We start from the raw sequence: 17,399 nt of genomic DNA, 5'->3' as shown, positions 1-17,399 counted from the left end.
TTTTTTATGACCAAGACTTGACGCTGAGTAGCGAAATGTTTTAAATTCTCACCGTCAAATCGACACCGGAAGTGGGGCTATAGCTCAGCTGGGAGAGCGCCTGCCTTGCACGCAGGAGGTCAGCAGTTCGATCCTGCTTAGCTCCACCACTTTCCGCCTTTCTTTTATATCTCTTTATCCTTAATCTGGTTGTTATCAGCGCATTAAACTATGTGGTGGATCATCCTTGCCCCCATAAAAATCAACTTCTGATCTGGCCGTCGCCATTCACCAGGTATTTTTCAGTCGTCAAAGATTCCAGCCCCATCGGACCGTAAGCATGCAACTTGGTTGTTGCGATACCAATTTCTGCGCCCAACCCAAGCTGACCACCATCACTGAACCGTGATGAAGCATTCACCATGACTACCGAAGCATCAACGCTGCGCTGAAACAAGTCCGCAGTCTGCATATCCTGCGTACAGATCACTTCGGTGTGATGACTGCCAAAACGATCAATGTGTGCCACAGCCGCCCTGAAATCAGCCACTTGTTTAATGGCAATCTCCAGGCTCAGGTACTCTTCACCAAACTCATCATCCGCTAACACTGTAGCATTGTCGAAGTAGCCGGCACTCGCCTGATCGGCATTGATCTTAACACCGCGCTGCTGCAAAGCCTCTGCGGCTTGTGGTAAAAACTGCTCAGCAATGTCCTGATGGACAATCAGCCCTTCAAGTGCGTTACATACGCCTGTGCGTTGGGTTTTACCGTTAAGTAGCAACTGCAGCGCCTTATCAAGATCCGCATCCTTATCGACATACAGATGACATACCCCTTTAAAATGCTGGATCACCGGCACGGTACTATTTTGGGTCACAAACTGGATCAGGCCTTCACCACCGCGTGGGATGATCAGATCAATGTAGTCTTTTTGCTGCATTAGCTCCATCATCAGGCTACGGTCCGGATCGGGGATCACGCTAATCAAAGCCTTAGGCAGATCATGGGCTTCCAGCACGGTATGTAGCACAGAAGCAATGGCAAGCGAGCTTTGCAGTGCCTCTTTACCGCCGCGCAGGATCACCCCATTGCCCGATTTAAAACACAAAGCACCGGCATCTGCTGTCACATTTGGGCGAGCTTCATAAATCATACAGACGACCCCCAGAGGCACCCGCATTTTTCGGATCTCAATGCCATTGGGTCGTGAGCCTAGATCACGCACTGTACCAACCGGATCGGGTAATTCGATAATGGTTTCAATTCCCTGTGCCATATCTTCAATGCGCTCTGGCGTGAGTGTCAGGCGATCAACCATCGCAGCGGGCAACTGATTATCACGTGCCGCCGCCAGATCCTGTTGGTTAGCATCAATGATTGCATCCATATTGGCTCTGAGCGCGCCTGCCATACCACGCAATACCGCGTCTTTTTGGGTGCTGGATAAAAGCGCCAGAGTTTTTGCCGCCTGTGCGGCATTATGTGCAATGTCTGTAATTAAGCTCATGAATTTCTTTCCTCAAATACGGCAATATCATTTTGTGAGATAACAGGCCCGATACTATTTTGAACCTGTTCGGTCACTATATCTTTATCCTGCTGGGCAATAAAATTAAGCAAACAGCTACTATAATTACAGTTTGCTTTTGCCAGTTTCTGTCCATCTTCGCTCCTGACCAGTACGGTTTCACCTGCTGAAAAATCACCATTGACGGCAACGATGTCATCACAGCTTAATGCGTCAAACTGGCCAGCTTCAACAATCAACTCCCCCTGCTCTGACGCGGTGTGTGTCATCCAGTGCAGCGCTTCATGCATAGGTGTGTCATAAGGCAGAAAACGTGTTCCTGGGTTAGCACCGTTAAGCAATTCAGTGAAGGTATCTTCGTTAAACCCGTTTACGATATAAGTCACAATACCATGAGAGGTGGCTTTTTCCGCCGCTTGTAACTTAGTTTTCATGCCTCCGGTGCCAACACTGCTGGTCGGGCCGCCCGTCATTGCATAAATCTCTGGGGTGAGTTCACCCACCGTATCTAACAGCCTGGCATCCGCGTTTTTATTCGGGTCTTTGTCATACAAGCCATTCACATCTGAACAGATGATCAGGCAATCTGCGTCCGCTGCTGCCGCAACCATCGCTGACAAGTTGTCGTTATCACCAACCTTTAGCTCATCCGTTGTCACCGCATCATTCTCGTTGATAATAGGCAGGATCCCTTGCTCCAGTAAAGTGAACAATGTTTCACGAATACTGTTATATCGATCGCGGTCTCGTAAATCACCATGGGTTAGCAATAACTGAGCTGAAGGAAAGTCAAAAAAACGCTCCCAGGTCGAGATCATTTCGGTCTGCCCTGCCGCTGCCATGGCCTTTTTTACCGCTACCGAACTTTTATCTTTGTTCTTAAACAAGTGCGACCCTGCCGCCACGGCGCCGGATGACACCAGTAGCACCTCTTTGCCTTTGGCACGGCACTGTACAATGAACTGAGCAATGTTCAGCAGGTAGCGAGAGCGACAGCCATCCTGCTCTGGCGCAATTAACGCACTGCCGATTTTTATCACGATGCGTTGAGATGTTTCGATTGACATGTTTTTTCCGTTTTACCTTTTATCCTCATGCGCGCAGCACCTTGGTTGATACTACAACACGCCTTAGTCAGCTTACGCGACCACAAAAGATAAGATAACAACGGCTTCGAAATACCCGCTCACACGAATACAACACGTATTTCGAAACGACATACAACCAGACCCCTAACAAGCATGTACTGAATAATTCAGAACTGGCAAGCAACTGTGGCTGCGAAAACTAAGAAAGATTGATTGTGACCAAAGAGCCTTGCTCTGCTGGTCGAGCCGTTTTTTGCAGGCTCACCATGGTTTGGTGTGGCAAAAAAGGCCTGATCGCAATGAATAATTGCGCACATGAGTAGATTGATGATGGGCGCGTAGCCCGCTCGAATAAACGCTTATTACCTTAACGCAGATGACAGGGGCATTGCAACCCTTGCAGATATAGGTGCTTTATGGTCGCCATAAGTGTAATTGATAGTCTATAAATATCACCATATTATGACCAAAAATCAGCGTCACTTATTGGATGGACACACTGTAAAAAAAGTCATGCTTGTTGCTATTTCGAGCAGAACTAACACTTTATTTGTTGTTTGACTGTGCTATAACCAAGCAAACACTATAATTACATTTACCCCAACTTGTGGGAGCAGCTATGTCAGCTATTTATATTGCCGGGATTGCATTATTTTCTGTTTTAGCCCAATGGCTTGCCTGGGTTTGCCGGGTACCGGCTATTTTGTTTTTACTGCTTACGGGTCTGTTGCTTGGCCCTATTTCTGGTCAACTACAACCGGATCAACTGCTTGGCGATCTGCTGTTTCCTGTCGTCTCCCTGTCTGTTGCCATTATCTTATTTGAGGGGGCGTTGACGTTACACTTTCATGAGCTTAAAGGGATAGGGAAAGTCGTCAGAAACTTATGCTCCATAGGTATGCTCACCACATTTACTATTCTCACCGCCAGCGCTATTTGGCTGTTAGAACTGGACTGGCGAGTGGCAGCGGTATTGGGCGCAGTACTGGTGGTTACAGGCCCCACTGTGATAGCCCCCATGCTCAATGCCATGCGGCCACAAAAAGACATTGATCGGATCCTGCGCTGGGAAGGGATTGTCATTGACCCCATAGGTGCACTCTTTGCCGTCCTGGTATTTGAAGCCGTCAATCAGGTGGGTGAGGCCGCCGTATTTAGTCATACCATGCTTGCATTGTTTTCAACGTTGGGTGTAGGCACCTCAGTGGGCATTGTCGCAGGCTGGCTCACGACGACTATCATTCGGCGCGAGTGGCTCCCCTATGAGCTGCATAAGTTTGGTATCCTGGCATTGGTGCTGTTCAGCTTTACTCTGGCGAACCATCTGAGCCACGAATCTGGCCTGCTGGCCGTAACCATTTTTGGCATCTGGCTTGCCAATCAGGACGACCTGGAAATTGATTCGGTACTTGAGTTCAAAGAAGATTTATCTATGATCCTGATCTCCAGTCTGTTCATTCTGCTCGCTGCACGACTGCAACTGGAAGACCTCATGCTACTGGATAGCGACGTGTTCATCTTTCTGGCCATTGTGTTGTTTGTGGCCCGGCCCCTGAGTATCGCAGTATCCACTTTTGGTAGTGATCTACCACTGCGCTCCCGGCTGATACTTGCCTGGATCGCGCCGCGCGGCATAGTGGCAGCGGCAGTCGGCTCCGTATTCGCATTGAGTATGATGCAATCAGGTTATCCCGACGCCAACAAAATGGTGCCGCTGATCTTTATGGTAATCATCGTCACCGTCATCTTACAAAGCCTGACAGCAACCCCCCTGGCACGCCTGCTCAAAGTTCGCCAGCCCGCGCCCAACACCTTATTACTCATAGGGGCGAACCATGTATCACGCGCCATCGCCAAAGGACTTACAGAACAAAATGTCGATGTTTATCTGTCTGATCCAGCGTGGGAAAACTGTAAAATGGCACGGATGGACGGACTGCCCTGTTACTATGGTAACCCGCAATCCGAGCACGCGGAGCGTTACCTGCCCCTGACCAGCCTGAAATCAGTCATGGCACTGTCTCCCAACCGTCATCATAATGCGCTTGGTGTGCAGTACTTTTCGCATCTGCTGGGCGAACAGAATGTCTTTTCTCTCAAATCCTCAACCAACCATGCCAAAGCAAATAAAGACAGTGCCACTTTCTTATCTCGTCAGTTGCTGTTTGGCGATGAAGGTAACTATGCCAAACTAAGCAGCATGATGGCCAAGGGTGGCAAAGTTAGCGCAACCAGGCTGTCAGAGGAATTCACCTGGTCGCAATATCAGGAAGTAAATAAAGAAGCCATTCCACTGTTTATCATTGGAGAAGCCGGTAAAAACGATGATGGTTTGCCCGTGCGCCCATTTACGCCGGATATGAAAAATGCGCCAAGCAGTGGGGAGCGCGTACTGGCACTGCAACCTCCCAAGCTGTCGGTACTCAGAGATCCGGCGCAAAAAGAAGCGCCTATAGGAGAAAAGCTCGGCGACTAAAGCGCTTTAGCTTTACATAGGTAGCCGGGCACGCTTTACGACGCTGTCCGGCATTTTCTGCGCCAGCAATGCGAGCGCGGTTTCGATGCGCTTATGCAACTTTTTATCAGCAACGGCCGCATGGAATAGCCAACGATAGGCATCCTCATAATCCCGGGGGCTGCCATAGCCTTTATTAAACAGGTCGACCAGACGTAATTGAGCTTTTAAATTACCCAACACGGAAGCCTCACGCAAATAAGTGATCGCCATACGCTTATCCATCTGCACCAGTTTACCCAGGTCATAATAGCGACCAAGTTGTTCCAGCGCCGGCGCTAACCCCTGCTCAGCAGCCTTACGCATATAATATAAGCCAAGTTCCACATTGCGCTCTACGCATACCGCGTAGGCCAGCATATCGCCATACAGAAACTGATAGGAGGGCAGCGCCATTATTTCGGCGCGGGCTTCAATATCCTGAACCAGCTGACATTCGTCGTCTTTCACGCGCTTCAGATGCGCATTACGGCTGATCAATTCCAGTAACTCTGCCTGACTGTATAAGGGGACAGCCTCTATCGCCTCTTCACTTTGAGAGCAAGGGCTAAAAAGTAAGCAAGTACTTACAATTAGCGCAGATATCATACTTAGATGCTTGTTCATATTCGATACGTACCAATGACACACTGAGATTAATTATACAATAAATGTGCCACAGCGCAGGCTTGGAAGATATGACGCGGTGTTGCAGACATAAAAAAAGCTGCCGTAGCAGCTTTTTTTATTTTCAATGCTTATTCGCCGAATGGGTTGCGAACAATCATAGTTTCAACGCGGTCCGGGCCGGTTGAAATGATGTCGATTGGCACACCAGTCAGTTCTTCAAGACGCTTGATGTAGTTAACAGCGGCTTCTGGCAGCGCTTCAACCGTCGTTGCACCAAAGGTGTTTTCTGACCAGCCAGGCATCTCTTCGTAGACTGGCGTGACTTTCTCGTAGCCTTCAGCAGCCAGAGGTGTCACGTTCGTTACCGTGCCATCTTCCAACTGGTAACCAGTACAGATCTTGATAGTCTCAAGACCATCCAGTACATCCAGTTTAGTCAGACAGAAACCTGAAATGCTGTTGATTTGGATTGCACGACGCATTGCCACGGCATCAAACCAACCAGTACGACGCAAACGACCTGTGGTAGCACCAAACTCATGGCCTTTCTCACCAAGGTGTTTACCAACTGGATCTTGCTTGTCCTGACCGTCGTAAAGCTCTGTCGGGAACGGGCCTGAACCAACACGCGTGGTGTAAGCTTTTACGATACCCAGTACATAGTCCAGGTGCAAAGGACCAAAACCAGCACCAGTCGCAACACCACCGGCTGTGGTATTAGACGAGGTGACATAAGGGTATGTACCATGGTCGATATCAAGCAGGGTGCCTTGAGCGCCTTCAAACAGGATGTTGTCGCCCTTCAGACGCGTTTGATCCAACAGCTCGGTTACGTCGACAACCATAGACTTCAGGATTTGAGCAATTTCCATTGCTTCATCATAGGTCTTCTGGAAGTCAACTGGATCTACTTTGTAGTAGTTAACCAGGCTGAAGTTATGGTACTCAAGCACTTCTTTGAGCTTAGCTGCAAACTGTTCAGGGTTGAACAAATCGCCAACACGCAGGCCACGACGCGCTACTTTGTCTTCATAAGCAGGGCCGATACCACGTCCAGTTGTACCGATTGCTTTGTTACCACGTGCCAATTCACGCGCCTGATCCAAAGCAACATGGTAAGGCAAGATCAACGGACAAGCTTCACTGATCAACAAACGTTCACGAACTGGTACGCCACGCTCTTCCAGCATGCGTACTTCTTTCATTAGCGCGTCTGGTGCCAATACCACACCGTTACCGATAATACATTTTACGTTATCACGCAAAATGCCTGACGGGATAAGGTGCAGAACGGTTTTTTCACCGTTGATCACCAGTGTGTGGCCCGCATTATGTCCGCCCTGATAGCGAACAACCAAAGAAGCCTTATCTGTCAGCAGGTCTACAACCTTACCTTTACCTTCGTCACCCCACTGGGTGCCCAATACAACGACGTTTTTACCCATTGCAAAATCACTTAGAAAAAATTAGGCGCAGATTTTATCAGAAAAGCCCGTTCAAAACACCCCATTACGGCTATTTTTTCCGCACTCGCCGGGATCCTGATGAATTTAGACGGTTTTCTTTATCTCATCTGATCAGAGTGATGTCACCAGCAACGGGAAATAGAAATCACTAAAATGTAAAAAACCCCGCTACTGCGAGGTTTTTTATACCAACTGACACCAGGTTAGTGATGTCAACCGAAGATGGGCTTATTCACCTTTTTTGTTCTTCATGTAATCAAAGAACTCACTGTCTGGTGACAATACCATGACATCACCTTTGCTGGTGAAGGTATTTTTATATGCTTCCAGCGAGCGAACAAAGCCGAAGAACTCCGGGTCTTTGTTGTAGGCGTCAGCATAAATTTTCGCAGCCTGCGCATCACCCTGACCACGTACGGCACGTGCATTACGTTCCGCATCTGCCAGCATAACCGTTACTCGGCGGTCAACTTCAGCACGAATGATTTCAGCCTTTTCCTGACCTTCTGAGCGGTGCTCTTTGGCAACAGCTGTACGTTCAGCACGCATCCGCTGGAAAATAGAGTTACTAACTTCATTCGGCAGGTTAATTTGCTTCACGCGCACGTCCAGTACTTCAATACCCAGTTCCTGGGCACTTTCAGATGCCTGTACCAGTGCTTCTTCCATCAGCTCACTACGCTCACCCGAAACGATTTCCTTAATGGTACGCGAACCGAAGTTGGTTCTCAGACCATTGTTCACTTTCTGCTTCAACAGAGTTTCAGCGTACTGTTTATCACCTCTGGCACGCAGATAGTAAGCGGAGAAATCGTTCACACGCCACTTCACGAATGAATCAACGATCAGGTCTTTTTTCTCGCTGGTCACGAACCGGTCTGGTGCACCATCGAGCGTCTGAATACGTGCATCAATACGACGTACCTGACTGAAGAATGGCACCTTCAGGTGCAGACCCGGCTCATAAACCACAGCGTTATCCTGGCTGTCTTTTTGTACTTTACTGAACAGTAAAACAATGGCGCGCTGCCCTTCTGTGACAACAAACACCGATGAGAAAGCCAAAAATGCGGCAATGATCAATCCTACGACAGTCATGTTTTTCATATCAGTTACCTCCCACCATTGTTAAAACGGTCACGTGAAAAACGATCATCACTGCTGTTAACTGTGCTGTTGCGTGACTGACCTAGTGACTGACGTAGCTGATTGATGTCATTCTGGCTCGGTAAGGTGACCTGAGAGCCCGGCTTACCTTGCTGCATAATTTTATCTAACGGCAGATACATCATGTTATTACCGCCTTTTACATCAACCAGTACTTTAGAGCTGTTACCCAGCACTTGTTCCATGGTTTCGATGTACAGACGCTCACGCGTAACCTGCTTGGCAGCCTGATACTCCGGCAGCAGTTTTTCAAAGCGCTCAACCTCACCCTGTGCTTCCAGTGTGATACGCTCTTTGTAACCTTCAGCCTCCTGAGTCATACGCGTTACCTGACCACGAGCACGAGGCTCAATTTCTCTTGCATAGGCTTCTGCTTCACGAATGAAACGTTCTTCATCTTCCTGTGCTGCGATGGCGTCATCGAACGCATCTTTAACTTCTGCAGGTGGACGTGAGTCTTTAAAGTTCACATCGGTAACGATAATGCCCAGATTATAAGGTTCGATGATTTTGGTTAGCTCATCCCAGGTGCGCTGACGCACTAACTCACGACCTGTGGTTAAGACCTGGTCCATGCGAGAGTGACCGACAACATAACGCAATGCACTATCAAGTGCTTGCTGCAAGCTGTGATCAGCATCGGTTACGCTGAAGCGATACAAAGTCGGATCAACCACTCGATACTGTACTTCAAACTCGACACTTACCACGTTTTCGTCTTCGGTCAGCATAAAGCCGGATGCTGACAGTGAGCGAACCGCTTCAATATCAATGGGGATAACACGCTCAACGAAAGTCATTTTCCAGCGCAGGCCCGGCTCGGCGATACGGTTAAATTCACCGAATTGCAGCACGATGCCACGTTCGGCTTCTTTCACTGTGTAAATACCGCTCAGTGCCCAAACAACAAAAGCAATCAGCAGCACAAATACCGTACCGGCACCGCCGATACCACCGCCTTTGCCTGGCTTACCGCCAAACATACCGCCAAACTTGTTGTTGAATTTGCGGAATACCTCGTCTAAGTCAGGTGGCCCCTGATCACGACCGCCGCGGTTCTTCCACGGGTCGTTATCATTGCCATTATTACCCGGTTCGTTCCAGGCCATAGCTATACTCCATTGTTATAAAATGAATTAATCTAAATCTAACAAAAAACACAGAGATCTAATAGAGAAATGCGTGCGATATGCGGCTTTTTCAATCCCCAACCACAAATTGCTCTATTTCTTGCCCCTGCTCTTTCTTTAATCTTTCCCAGTCAGCCTGCGGCAGTCTGATATCCAACAGCCAATTTCCGGCCTCATCATAAGACTCGCCATTGACCGCATTGAGGTTGAACAAAGCGCCACGTAACTTGCCAAATGCCGGCGGTACAATGAGCTTATGAGCAAAAATCTTCTTCGCCAACAACTCTGAAATTGCCTGTTCAAGCAACTCACTGCCTTCACCAGTGTGAGCCGATAACCAAACGCGCACCGGAACACCTTGCTCATCTCTGTCTATTTTAGGGTTGATCTCGTCAACCAGATCAATTTTGTTGTAAACCAACAGCTGAGGAATTTCATCGGCGTCAATTTCTTTGAGGACCGATTGTACCTCTTCTATATTTTCTTTTCTTCTCTGATCTGCCACATCCACGACATGCAGCTGCAAATCTGCTTCTCGTGTTTCTGTCAGAGTAGCTTTAAATGCGGCAACCAGGTCGTGAGGTAAATGACGTATAAATCCAACTGTATCGGCAAAGATCACCGGCCCAACATCCGCTATCTCTAGCTTTCTTAGTGTTGGATCCAAAGTCGCAAAGAGCTGATCAGCCGCATACACATCTGCATGTGTCACATGGTTAAATAAGGTCGACTTTCCCGCGTTGGTATAGCCAACCAGCGACACCGTCGGAATTTCATTACGACTGCGGGCACGGCGCCCTTGCTCGCGCACTGTTGCTACCTTTTCGAGTCGTTTACGGATACTTTTAATCCGCTCTCTGAGTAACCGTCGGTCAGTTTCCAGCTGAGTTTCACCCGGCCCACGCAAGCCTATCCCGCCTTTTTGTCTTTCAAGGTGAGTCCAGCCGCGGATCAGGCGAGTTGAAATATGCCGTAGCTGCGCCAATTCAACCTGCAATTTACCTTCGTGGGTACGTGCACGTTGAGCAAAAATATCTAAAATTAAGGTCGTTCTATCTAATACACGACAACGGCAGACACGCTCTAAGTTGCGCTCTTGAGAGGGACTGAGTTGATGATTAAAGATGATGACATCTGCATTGTGAGTTCTGACAATCTCAGCGATTTCTTCTGCTTTCCCCGTCCCGACAAATAATTTCGGGTGAGGCGCCTGACGGCTGCCTTGCACAACCGTCAAACAACTAACACCAGCAGAAGACACTAGCATTTCCAACTCGCGAAGATCTTCTCGATCTCCTTCATTCGGAAACTCTATATGTACTAAGACTGCCTGTTCGCCGGCTTCATAACGGTCAAACAAGCATTACGCTCCTACTATCGACTAAAAACGATTAAAAGTTACCATCTTCGCCATGATCTGCACTGTCATTACCTTGAGTGTTCTGGAAATTTACAGCACGAGCAGGCACCACAGTGGAAATGGCATGTTTGTAAACCATTTGATTTACAGTGTTTTCAAGCAAGATGACGAACTGATCAAAGGACTGGATCTTGCCTTGTAATTTGATACCGTTAACTAAAAAGATGGAAACGGGAATGCGCTCACGACGTAAGACATTCAAAAATGGGTCTTGTAACGATTGGCCTTTTGCCATGTTCTTATCCTTCGTTCTAGGTGTTATTATGTTGAGATAGTTGAAGTAATCTGAATAAAAAGATTGCCCCAACCTCTATTAGCTTAGCGAACTTAATACACGTTGCAAGTTTTCTTGCCCGTCGGTTTCAAGCCAGGTGACATCTGGCCAACTACGTAACCAAGTTAATTGGCGCTTCGCTAACTGCCTGGTTGCTGCGATCCCTTTGAAGAGCATTTCTTCATAATCGCACTCACCAGCCAAATGCTCCCACATCTGCCGATACCCCACACAACGAATGGAAGGCAAATCTGGATGCAAATCATCTCGCTGATATAAGGCCAAAACTTCGTTTTTAAAGCCCTGATCCAGCATTATTTTAAATCTTTTTTCTATCCTTTCGTGCAGTATCTTACGATCCTTCGGAGCAATTGCAAACTGGTGAAACTGATAAGGCAAAGGCGCTTGTTTGGCTTTTTGCAATTCCGTCATCGTTTTGCCTGTCAGACGATAGACTTCCAGCGCTCTATTAATCCGCTGTGAGTCGTTTTCACTGATTTTGCTCGCCGCTTGTGGGTCTATCTCCGTCAGCTGCGCATGTAAAGCAGGCCAGCCCTGTGCGTTTGCCTCTTGTTCCAGTGTTTCGCGCACTTTTGGACAGGCTTCCGGTAAGGGTGACAACCCCTCGATCAGCCCTTTAAAGTACATCATAGTACCACCAACCAACACAGGCACTTTACCTTGCTGGTGCAGACGATCGATACAGGCAATGGCATCACGTCGAAAATCTGCAACAGAATAACTCTCAGCCGGATCCAGTATATCGATCAGGTGATGCGGCGCCATGGCCTGCTCAGCAGCATCAGGCTTCGCAGTACCTATGTCCATACCTTTATAGACCAGTGCAGAGTCCACACTGATAATCTCACTGTTTAATTGTTGACAGAGCTCAATGGCCAACGCGGTTTTACCGGCGGCGGTTGGCCCCATCAAGGTAATAACGGGTTTTGCTTGCACGCTGTTTCTCTACTGCTGTTGGTGCTGCAACCGTTCAGCGGTTGCAGACAGGACAAGAACTCACTGTTCTTGTTGGGACAAGCTTGATAACTTGCTTTGATCTATTGTAACCGCTTTTGCCTCAATTTGAGCACAGCTTCTGCCATTTTTTATGATTTTTTCTGCCACTGCCGCAAAGTGTTGCGAATAAAAATATCCTGCGGGGGTGGTTACTTGTAGCCAGTTTAACCAGGCATCCAGTGTCTGCTCCTTCATTGCGCAAACACTCAGTACCTTTTCAAGGCACTGTGGCACGTCCAGGCTGTATAAACTTAGCGGCAGCTTTTTAATCATCACATAACGCTCATGTGCCTGAATAGCAAAGCCCAATAATGTCAGCCAGGATTCCTGCGCTACCACGCTCGCAATTTCCTCCGCACTGAGGTTAACGCGCACCGGCAACAACAAGGCTTTGCCCTGTAAGGTACCATCTTGCTCAATTTGCGCCTGCCAGGCCTCAATCAGACCATCTCGACAGTGCCCCAGCCTGAGCTCACCTTCCTGAGTAAAAAGCACGGCTCCTTCAGCCAAGACAAGAAAACGGGTTACTTCTGTGCGCTGTGGTTTTATCTGCTCGTCTACCACAGGTGCCAGCTGCGGCATATCAGCAACCGTAGCCATCCCCTGATATAGCTCGTTTACATTAACTTGCCGGGACTTAGCAGAGCCTGAACTGTTGCTGCTTTTCGCACCACTACGATAACCAGGGTTGGCCGTAAACGTTGCGGAGCCAGCTCCTGAAACAGGAGCCAGAGCGCTATCTTGCACCGATCCATAGTCACTCTGTAACGGCGAGCGATATGCCTGGTGTTGACGTGTATCCTGTAAAGTAAACTGTTCAGACACCGGCGGGCTGAGGGGTTCTTGAGCGTCATTTATAACGTTGGTCGCCAGCTGAGGCTCGGCCACCGGTAAAGGTAATTCCGGGGACTCACTGAGCACCACCTGTTTCACAGCCTGTACGATAAAGTCATGGATCAGCCGGGCCTGATGAAAGCGCACTTCATGCTTAGCCGGATGTACATTGACATCAACCTGAGTGGGATCCAACTCCAGATAAATCACAAACCCGGGTGTATCAACGGCCCCAGCGGTTTCTTCAAACGCTTGTCGAATAGCATGCAAAATGAGCTTATCTCGCATCATGCGGCCATTCACGTAAGTGTACTGAGTTTGATTACTGCTGCCCACTGGCAGGACCCAGCCATACAACTTCAGGCCATCATGGCCAGACTCAACAAAACTTGCTTGTTGTGCAAAGATTTTACCGGCAACCTGAGCAACTCGCTCTACGCTGTATGGATCAGGCCGGGCACGAAACTGTCTGATCACTTTCTGGTTATGAGTGAGCGTCAAAGCCAGGTCAAAGCGACTCAATGCAATGCGTTTGATCAGCTCATCAATATGGCTGAATTCAGTTTTTTCAGTACGCAAAAACTTACGCCTCGCCGGCGTATTAAAGAACAGATCCTTCACTTCAATAGTGGTGCCATTGGGGTGTGCTGTTGGTTGGATCTGAACCGTCATATCACGACCCTCGGCAAATGCCTGCCAAGCCGTTTCCTGCTCTGCTGGCTTGGAGCTCAGAGTTAGCCGCGATACCGAGCTGATTGAAGCCAGGGCTTCACCACGAAACCCCAGTGAAGCAATACACTCCAGGTCGTCCAGAGTTTTCAGCTTACTGGTTGCGTGACGGGACAACGCCAAAGTCAATTCATCTTTGACGATTCCAGCACCATTATCCCGGATCCGGATCAGTTTATGGCCGCCACGCTCTATGTCTATCTGAATGCGTGTCGCACCGGCATCAATGCTGTTTTCAACCAGCTCTTTGACCACTGACGCGGGACGCTCAACCACCTCACCTGCAGCTATCTGGTTGGCCAGCCTGGCTGGTAAAATTTCAATGCTCACAGTTTACGCCTTCGGAATGGTCAGTACCTGACCTATATACAAGGTATTCTTAGTCAAGCGATTTGCCTTTTTAAGCGCTGACACCGTTGTGCCATAACGCGCGGCCAGCACACTCAGTGATTCTCCCCGTTGTACCTTATGGCGCAGCGGCTTATTGTTTTTCAGGCTCGCAAACAAGGTGTTGTCCGGCGGATTTTGCTGATAGTAACGCTTAATTGACTTAAATATCGCGTTTGCAAGGCGTTGCTGGTGATAGCTGGTTTTGAGCTGCTTTTCTTCCTGTGGGTTGGAAATAAATCCGGTTTCGACCAAAATTGAGGGTATATCCGGTGACTTCAGCACCCCAAAATTTGCCGCCTGAGGGCGTTTTTTATGTAACTTAGTAACCTTCTTCAGCTCACCAACGACCTCCTCGGCCACCTTAAAACCGGTTTTCATCGAATGATCCATCGACATATCTAGCAGTGCTTTCGCCAGGTACTTTTCGTTGGCAGTGTCTTTAATCACATCCGCCGCTCCCCCTAACAACTGAGAGTGCTTTTCTTTGTCTTCCAGCCATTTACCCACTTCAGAATTGGCGCGGCGTAACGATAGGATCCATACCGACGCACCTCTCGGCTCTGGACGTGAAAACGCATCGGCGTGAATAGACACAAAAAAGTCTGCCTGACGCTCTCTGGCCCGTGCAGTACGTGTGTTCAGCTTAATATAATAATCACCCGTGCGGGTCAGACGCGCCTGCATGCCCGGCTCCTTATCGATCAGGCGAGCAAGTCGTTTGGCGATTGGCAATGTAACGTTTTTTTCATAGGTGCCAGCAGGCCCAATGGAACCGGGGTCTTCCCCACCATGCCCGGCATCAATGGCTATAATGATATCTCTGTCTTTCGCCAGCTCACGCTTCTTACTTTGCGTGGATTTACTGGCATAAAGGCTCTTTTGCTGACCATACAGGTCCACCACCAGACGATCTTTATACGGTCCGGTAGGCGCAAGCGCAAAAATGACGGGTTTGGCAGCCCGGCTTAACTCCATCACCACTCGGGTACTGTTGCGACTCTTTGCCTGACTGTAGCGAAGTTTTTGAACAATCTTGTGTTCTTTAGGCAAGGTAGGCAGTTGCTTGAGCTTACTGGTATTTTCCAGATCGATCACCAGTCGTAGCGGGTTTTTCAGCATAAAGTAGCTGTATTCTGGTTTTTCAGACAAATCAAACACAACGCGCGTGCTTTCGGGTGAAGGCCAGACACGCACACCGTTGATTTTGTTTTTTGCCTGCGCAGCACTGGCGAGTAATAACACGCTCAGCGCAAACAGGGTAAAGCTAATTCTTATTATCGCACTACGCATATCGACTTATAGCTTCAGCAAGCTGCTTTCCTCGTTCTGTATGTGGCCTTAATACCGCACGGCGCCCTGCACCATGATAGGCCAAATCAATGTCCATATCTGCTGTTGGGATCACGCCTGCGCCTTTTTCAGGCCACTCGACAATGCACACAGCGTGCGGTGCAAAATAATCCCGGATCCCCATAAACTCAAGCTCTTCAGGGTCCCCCAAACGATACAAGTCAAAGTGATAAATACTGATCTCACCCAACTCATACGGTTCAACTAAGGTATAGGTCGGGCTTTTTACATTTCCCTGATGGCCCAACCCCTGCACAATACCACGTGTCAGTGTTGTTTTGCCGGCGCCCAAATCACCATGCAAATAGAATACCGCCCCCGAATCAATCAATGTGGCCAGCTGGCTTCCCAGGGCAATGGTTGCGGCTTCATCAGCCAGATCAATTTCTAATGTCATATCGACACTCATCCGATAATACCTCTAATATGGACAAATAAATCGCTTGCCAGCAACCCATGCGCGCCGTCATGTGCCGCTTTTTCAGCCGCAAGACCATGAATATACACCGCTAACATAGCCGCATCAAATTTACTCAGGCCCTGCGCTAACAAAGCCGCAATTATACCAGATAATACATCGCCCATCCCAGCACTGGCCATGGCTGCACATCCCGAGCGATTGATATTTATTCGCTTTGCCTGCTGAACCAAAGTCCCAGGCCCTTTGAGTACCACACAGGCAAGATAATGCTGAGCAAGTGCATTACTCATATCGAAGCGACCAAGGGTTTTAGCGTCTGTTGTAACGGCAGAGCTGAGTCTCATCGCCTCTCCCCAATGCGGGGTCAAAATCGCATTTTGCCACTGCATAGGCTGGCTCGCCAGTAAATTCAGCCCATCAGCGTCGACAACAACATGTTGCTCACACGAGCGTACAGCCTCGAATAGCGCCTGTGCCCATTCTGACTGGCCTAACCCTGGGCCAATCACCAGCGTATCGGCCTTGTCCAGTAAAGGCGTCAACTCTTGGGCGTTTGCAACACCATGCACCATAAGTTCATAACGGCCTTGCAGGACCATGGCCTGATTGTCCGGGTGTGTTGCCACACTCACCAGGCCTGCGCCAGCGCGTAAACAGGCTTCGGCAGCCAAACGTATCGCGCCAGCCATCCCCGGACCGCCGCCAATCAATAAAACGTGACCACAGCGGTTTTTATACGTATCAATGGGCCGCACAGGGCGCTTTGCCAGTAACGTTTCTGCACTAAAGTAATGGCTTGAGGGACATACCAATTGAGCAAACTCTTGACCGACCCCTAACGGTGCCAGATACACACTGCCGGTATGGCGCTTGGCTGAACCACTTAATAGCCCTTGCTTTAGCGCAATGAAAGTCATCGTGGCATCAGCAATAAAGGCATCACAGGCAACTTCGCTGGTTGAGCCATTGACACCGCTGGGGATATCAACGGCAAGCCGGTGTACCGAGCTCTGAGCAAAGCGTCGAAATACCGCAGCAACGTTCTCGGGCAACTGGCCACGAAAGCCACTGCCAAAGACAGCATCGACGATTAAACCCGGCGCACTGTCTGGTTGCATGCTATCCAGCACGACACCGCCACTGCTCAGATAATCCCGGTACGCCTCATGCGCATCCCCCTGAAGTTGCTGCGGATCGAACAAGGCCAGTACTTCAACCCTCATACCGGCCTGATGACACAAACGCGCAAGAACATAACCATCGCCCCCGTTATTGCCCTTGCCCGTGAGAACTAATATTGGGCCACTCGGTGCCAGGCTACTGACGTAATCAAATAAGGCAGCCCCCGCGCGCTGCATCAAGGCACTTAATGTGGTGCCCGCAAGACGCGCGGCTTCGGCTTCATTCATTTGTACCGCTTGGGCCGTATAGGCAACTTGTGGTAAATTAGTCAGGTATTTTGCTTGTGATATAGACATT

The 17,399-nt window shown here is 48.9% G+C and carries 14 protein-coding genes and 1 tRNA gene; 2 read left to right on the top strand and 13 right to left on the bottom strand.

The annotated features are described in order from the left end of the window. Positions 1-73: 73 nt before the first annotated feature. Positions 74-149: transfer RNA gene (locus MHN31_RS16465), tRNA-Ala, on the top strand. Between the two features lie 92 nt (positions 150-241). Here the strand turns inward: MHN31_RS16465 and MHN31_RS16460 are convergent. Together MHN31_RS16460 and proB are read right to left on the bottom strand one after the other, a co-directional pair. Further along, a complete protein-coding gene (locus tag MHN31_RS16460) occupies positions 242-1,489 on the bottom strand; it encodes a glutamate-5-semialdehyde dehydrogenase (protein WP_239444804.1) in 1,248 nt (415 codons plus the stop codon). Beyond that, a complete protein-coding gene (proB, locus tag MHN31_RS16455; RefSeq protein WP_125560751.1) occupies positions 1,486-2,577 on the bottom strand; it encodes a glutamate 5-kinase in 1,092 nt (363 codons plus the stop codon). Before proB ends, MHN31_RS16460 begins: the two co-directional genes overlap by 4 nt. Positions 2,578-3,217: 640 nt before the next feature. Between proB and MHN31_RS16450 the strand changes: the two genes are divergently transcribed. Next, the gene (locus MHN31_RS16450; protein ID WP_125560753.1) at positions 3,218-5,074 is read left to right on the top strand and encodes a sodium:proton antiporter; all 1,857 of its coding nucleotides are present in this window, start codon (positions 3,218-3,220) and stop codon (positions 5,072-5,074) included. A gap of 12 nt (positions 5,075-5,086) precedes the next feature. Here MHN31_RS16450 and MHN31_RS16445 read toward each other — a convergent pair whose 3' ends face one another. The 11 genes from MHN31_RS16445 to MHN31_RS16395 all read right to left on the bottom strand — a co-directional run bounded on the left by MHN31_RS16445 (position 5,087) and on the right by MHN31_RS16395 (position 17,398). Further along, positions 5,087-5,701: a tetratricopeptide repeat protein gene (locus tag MHN31_RS16445; RefSeq protein WP_194867560.1), complete on the bottom strand. Its 615-nt coding sequence runs from the start codon at positions 5,699-5,701 to the stop codon at positions 5,087-5,089. A 149-nt stretch (positions 5,702-5,850) separates the two neighbouring features. Continuing rightward, complete coding sequence (locus tag MHN31_RS16440; protein WP_010383986.1) at positions 5,851-7,167, bottom strand: adenylosuccinate synthase; 1,317 nt, start codon at positions 7,165-7,167, stop codon at positions 5,851-5,853. 249 nt (positions 7,168-7,416) lie between these two features. Beyond that, positions 7,417-8,295 carry a protease modulator HflC gene (gene hflC, locus MHN31_RS16435; RefSeq protein WP_010383983.1) on the bottom strand — a complete coding sequence of 293 codons (879 nt, stop codon included), beginning with the start codon at positions 8,293-8,295 and terminating at the stop codon, positions 7,417-7,419. Between the two features lie 5 nt (positions 8,296-8,300). Next, positions 8,301-9,464 (bottom strand): FtsH protease activity modulator HflK, encoded by a 1,164-nt coding sequence (gene hflK / locus MHN31_RS16430; protein WP_239444803.1) that lies wholly within the window; start codon positions 9,462-9,464, stop codon positions 8,301-8,303. A gap of 91 nt (positions 9,465-9,555) precedes the next feature. Then, the gene (hflX, locus tag MHN31_RS16425; protein ID WP_125560759.1) at positions 9,556-10,845 is read right to left on the bottom strand and encodes a ribosome rescue GTPase HflX; all 1,290 of its coding nucleotides are present in this window, start codon (positions 10,843-10,845) and stop codon (positions 9,556-9,558) included. A 31-nt stretch (positions 10,846-10,876) separates the two neighbouring features. Beyond that, the gene (hfq, locus tag MHN31_RS16420; RefSeq protein WP_125560761.1) at positions 10,877-11,140 is read right to left on the bottom strand and encodes an RNA chaperone Hfq; all 264 of its coding nucleotides are present in this window, start codon (positions 11,138-11,140) and stop codon (positions 10,877-10,879) included. 78 nt (positions 11,141-11,218) lie between these two features. Continuing rightward, positions 11,219-12,136: a tRNA (adenosine(37)-N6)-dimethylallyltransferase MiaA gene (gene miaA / locus MHN31_RS16415; RefSeq protein ID WP_125560763.1), complete on the bottom strand. Its 918-nt coding sequence runs from the start codon at positions 12,134-12,136 to the stop codon at positions 11,219-11,221. 60 nt (positions 12,137-12,196) lie between these two features. Beyond that, the gene (gene mutL / locus MHN31_RS16410; protein ID WP_239444802.1) at positions 12,197-14,089 is read right to left on the bottom strand and encodes a DNA mismatch repair endonuclease MutL; all 1,893 of its coding nucleotides are present in this window, start codon (positions 14,087-14,089) and stop codon (positions 12,197-12,199) included. A 3-nt stretch (positions 14,090-14,092) separates the two neighbouring features. Then, positions 14,093-15,439: an N-acetylmuramoyl-L-alanine amidase gene (locus tag MHN31_RS16405; RefSeq protein WP_125560767.1), complete on the bottom strand. Its 1,347-nt coding sequence runs from the start codon at positions 15,437-15,439 to the stop codon at positions 14,093-14,095. After that, positions 15,432-15,896, bottom strand: a complete 465-nt coding sequence (tsaE, locus tag MHN31_RS16400; RefSeq protein ID WP_125560769.1) for a tRNA (adenosine(37)-N6)-threonylcarbamoyltransferase complex ATPase subunit type 1 TsaE — start codon at positions 15,894-15,896, stop codon at positions 15,432-15,434. The genes MHN31_RS16405 and tsaE overlap by 8 nt, the downstream gene beginning before the upstream one ends. A gap of 8 nt (positions 15,897-15,904) precedes the next feature. After that, a complete protein-coding gene (locus MHN31_RS16395; protein ID WP_239444801.1) occupies positions 15,905-17,398 on the bottom strand; it encodes an NAD(P)H-hydrate dehydratase in 1,494 nt (497 codons plus the stop codon). Position 17,399: the final 1 nt, after the last annotated feature.

Source organism: Pseudoalteromonas sp. McH1-42, assembly GCF_022347845.1.
In the GTDB taxonomy this organism is placed as follows: domain Bacteria; phylum Pseudomonadota; class Gammaproteobacteria; order Enterobacterales; family Alteromonadaceae; genus Pseudoalteromonas; species Pseudoalteromonas rubra_D.
This window is presented reverse-complemented; position numbering and strand designations above follow the sequence as displayed.